This is a genomic window from Thermus sp. (genome assembly GCF_056332225.1).
This window is the reverse complement of sequence record NZ_JBWGQW010000096.1, coordinates 1-3,091: the sequence shown is the minus strand read 5'-3', so window position 1 is coordinate 3,091 and position 3,091 is coordinate 1. Positions and strand designations below refer to the sequence as shown.

Genomic DNA, 3,091 nt, shown 5'->3' with positions numbered 1-3,091 from the left:
TACTGCCGGTTCTGGGCCCGGGGGTCGGGGATCTGGGACAGGGCTTCGCGCAGGGTCATGCCCCTTCTTTACCCCAGAGCTGAAATATCGGTCAAGTCTGGGGTGCGCCTTCTCGCCTGGACGGAAGACGGCGTGCCCATGGCCCTATGGGACGGGCGGCGGGCCTTTGGCGTGCAGTTCCACCCGGAAAGCCTCCTTTCCCCTTGGGGGATGCGCCTTCTGGCCAACTTTCTGGAGGTGGGATGAAGCGGGTCCTGCTGGACGGGCTTCCCTTCGCCGAGCCCTTGCCCGAGGGCTTTCTTTACCACGGGGCGAGCGTCTTCACCACCCTCCGGGTGGAAAGGGGAGAACCCCTTTGGCTGGAGGCGCATCTTTCCCGCCTTCGCCGCCACGCCCTGGCGCTGGGGCTTCCCTACCCGGGGGACGAGGCCTTCGCCCAGGATGTGGAGGCCCTCCTTGGCGCTTTTCCAAAGGCCCCCTGCCTCCGCCTCCGCCTCACCGTGGGGGAGGGGGTGCGCCTCGCCGAGGCCAGACCCTACACCCCCTTGCCCCCTTCCCTCTACCGGGAGGGGGTGCGGGTAAGGCTCACCTCCTTCCGCGTCCACCCCGACCTCGCCCGCTACAAGACCGGGAACTACCTCCCCTACCGCCTGGCCTTGGGGGAGGCAAGGAGGGAAGGGGCCTTTGAGGGGCTTCTTCTGGACGCTTCGGGCCACGTGGTGGACGGGAGCCGCACGAGCCCGCTCCTCTTCTGGAAGGGCACCTTGTACCTTTTGGAAGGAGGGTTGGAAGGCCTCACCCGGGAGAAGGTGGCGGAGGCCGCCAGGGCCTTGGGCTTCCGGGTGGAGCGGGTCTTCCTGAGGCCCGAGGAGCTCCAGGGCCACCTCCTCCTCGCGGGAAGCGGGGTGGGCCTCCTTCCCGTGGGAAGGCCTCCCAAGGCGCTCCTTCCCCTCATAGGGCGCTTCCTCCCCGCCTGCTATACTGAATAGCGGTACCGCCAGCCCAAGGCCTTTGGGCTGGTGTCCCCTTTTACGCAGGAGGAGGCATGAAAAAGCCCGTCTACTTGACCAAAGAGGGCTATCGGCGGCTTCAGGAGGAGCTTCACCACCTCAAGACCACCAAGCGGCAGGAGATCTCCGCCGACTTTGAGCAGGCCCTGGAGGAGGGGGACCTCCGGGAGAACGCCGGCTACGACGAGGCCCGGCGGGCCATGTGGCAGAACGAGGCCCGCATCGCCCAGCTGGAGGACCTCCTCTCCCGGGCGGTGGTGGTGGAGGGCAACGGCTCCTACGACCAGGTGGCCCTGGGCTGCCAGGTGGAGCTGGAGACCGAGACCGGGGAGAGGCTTTCCCTCTCCATCGTGGGGAGCCACGAGGCGGACATTTTCAGCGGCAAGATCTCCGACGAGTCCCCCCTGGGCCAGGCCCTTCTGGGCAAGAAGGTGGGGGACGTGGTGGAGATCCGGGGCAAGAAGGGGGCCCAGGTCTACACCATCTTGGAGATCAAGCCCCTATAGCCTCCGCCGAGCGCAAAGGCCCCAGGGTCTCCTCCGCGTGGGCCTTGAGGGCCTCCAAAAGCCTATCTAGGGGGGCTTCTTCCAGATAGGGTAGGGCCTCGCCTCCGGGGAGGTGGAGGATGGCCCGCAGGGCTTCCACCCCCTTTTCCCCCAGGTAAGCTCCCCTCTCCCCCAGCCTGCCCTCGGAGAGAAAAAGGCCCGGTCCCAGGAGGTTAGGGGCCAGCCCTCCCGCCTTCACCACCCGCCAGCCCGCCCAGACCAGGGGGAGAAGAGGGTCCTGGTGCTTGGCGATGCCCCGGAGGCCGGAGGCGAAGACCGGGTAGATCCGGGGGGCGGCCTCGGGGGAGGCCAGACGGTAGGCCAGTTCGGCGAGGAAGGAGGCGAGGAGGAAGCGCCTTGGCTCCTCCAGGCCGTGGAGGCGGCCCAAAAGCTCCGCCTGGGTCAGGGTGGGCAGGCCCTCCCCCTTGGCGTAGAGCTGGAAGCGCACGTGGTGGAAGAGGGAAAGGCGGCCCGCGCGTCCCGTGGGCCTCTGCCCCTTACGGGCTACGGCCTCGAGGCTCCCCTGGGGCGTGAGGAAGCGGAGGAGGAGGTCCCCTTGGGGGAGGGCTTTGCGGCCCACCACGATGCCCTCCTCGAGGCGGTAGCGCTCCACCTTTCCAGTGTATGCTTAAGCCATGGAGCGCACGCTGCGGGACATCCTGGAGTGGGTGGTGTTGGGGCTTTTGGTGGTGGTGGGGGTGCTCCTCCTCCTTTGGGTGGGGGGCTGGGTCTTCACCTTCTTGGGCAAGGTTCTCCTTGCCCTTTCCGGCCTGATCGCCACCCTGCTCAAGTATGCGGTTCCCCTTCTCATCATCGCCGCGGTGGGGTATGGGGTGTTTTTCCTTCTCCAAAGGCGGCAGGCCTAAACCCTTGACAGGGTTGGGGTGAGCCCTATATCCTCGTTTGCTGAGCCCGGGAGGGAGGCGAACATGGACAGGAGGCTTTTGCTCAAGCTGGGCGCGGCCCTGGGGGCGGGTTCCCTGGGCTTGACCGCTATACCGCATAGAGCCCCAGGAAGCGCAGGGCGGAGGGGGGCCTATTTCATCCCTTTGGAGCTATGGGGTAGCATACGAAGGTATCGCGGATCTTCAGTACCGCGTAAGTCCAGTAAGGAGAAGCAAGTATGAGCCGTCAGACAGTCCTTCAAGAGGCGATTCGGCAACTCAGGCAAGCGGTGCCCGAAATCACCGGGGTCATGGTGGCCTCCAGCGACGGCCTTTCCCTGGCCACGGATCTCCCCGAGGTGGACGCGGCGCGTGTGGCGGCGATGGCGGCCACGACCCTGGGGCTGGGGAAGCGCATCGCCCAGACGACCGCCCTGGGCGGGCTGGAGGAGGTGGTGGTGCGGGGCAGGGACGGCTATCTGGTCGTCTACAGCGCCGGGGACAAGGGCGTGCTGGCGGTGGCCGCTCCCGCGGGGGCCAACCTGGGCCTCATCCACCTGGAAGCCCGGCAGATGGTCACCGGCTGCTTTCCCGTAGGGAAACATCTTGAGGCCCATTTTATCGGGGATCTTCAACACCGCGTAAGTCCAGT

Annotated in this window: 6 protein-coding genes; 5 read left to right on the top strand and 1 reads right to left on the bottom strand. The window is 66.7% G+C overall.

All coding sequences use genetic code 11. The features are described 5' to 3' along the window. The 3 genes from AC01Y6_RS10030 to greA form a co-directional block, all read left to right on the top strand. Window positions 1-246: glutamine amidotransferase-related protein (locus AC01Y6_RS10030; RefSeq protein ID WP_428716429.1), on the top strand; the 246-nt coding region annotated here is incomplete at its 5' end. Further along, window positions 243-989: an aminotransferase class IV gene (locus AC01Y6_RS10025; protein WP_476671376.1), complete on the top strand. Its 747-nt coding sequence runs from the start codon at window positions 243-245 to the stop codon at window positions 987-989. The genes AC01Y6_RS10030 and AC01Y6_RS10025, both read left to right, overlap by 4 nt. Before the next feature lie 56 nt (window positions 990-1,045). Further along, on the top strand, window positions 1,046-1,516 hold the full coding sequence (gene greA / locus AC01Y6_RS10020) for a transcription elongation factor GreA (RefSeq protein ID WP_347240701.1): 471 nt from the start codon (window positions 1,046-1,048) through the stop codon (window positions 1,514-1,516). Here greA and recO read toward each other — a convergent pair. Then, window positions 1,503-2,168 (bottom strand): DNA repair protein RecO, encoded by a 666-nt coding sequence (gene recO, locus AC01Y6_RS10015; RefSeq protein WP_347240700.1) that lies wholly within the window; start codon window positions 2,166-2,168, stop codon window positions 1,503-1,505. The two genes, greA and recO, sit on opposite strands and share 14 nt — an antisense overlap. 22 nt (window positions 2,169-2,190) lie before the next feature. On the opposite strand from recO, the gene AC01Y6_RS10010 reads away from it, so the two are divergent. After that, the gene (locus AC01Y6_RS10010) at window positions 2,191-2,421 is read left to right on the top strand and encodes a hypothetical protein (protein WP_347240699.1); all 231 of its coding nucleotides are present in this window, start codon (window positions 2,191-2,193) and stop codon (window positions 2,419-2,421) included. 257 nt (window positions 2,422-2,678) lie between these two features. Next, window positions 2,679-3,091: roadblock/LC7 domain-containing protein (locus AC01Y6_RS10005; protein WP_476671374.1), on the top strand; the 413-nt coding region annotated here is incomplete at its 3' end.

What these genes read in the sequence shown, in the direction of transcription:
- AC01Y6_RS10025 (WP_476671376.1), top strand. Translation starts at nt 243, where the DNA reads ATGAAGCGGGTCCTGCTGGACGGGCTTCCCTTCGCCGAGCCCTTGCCC.
- greA (WP_347240701.1), top strand. Translation starts at nt 1,046, where the DNA reads ATGAAAAAGCCCGTCTACTTGACCAAAGAGGGCTATCGGCGGCTTCAG.
- AC01Y6_RS10010 (WP_347240699.1), top strand. Translation starts at nt 2,191, where the DNA reads ATGGAGCGCACGCTGCGGGACATCCTGGAGTGGGTGGTGTTGGGGCTT.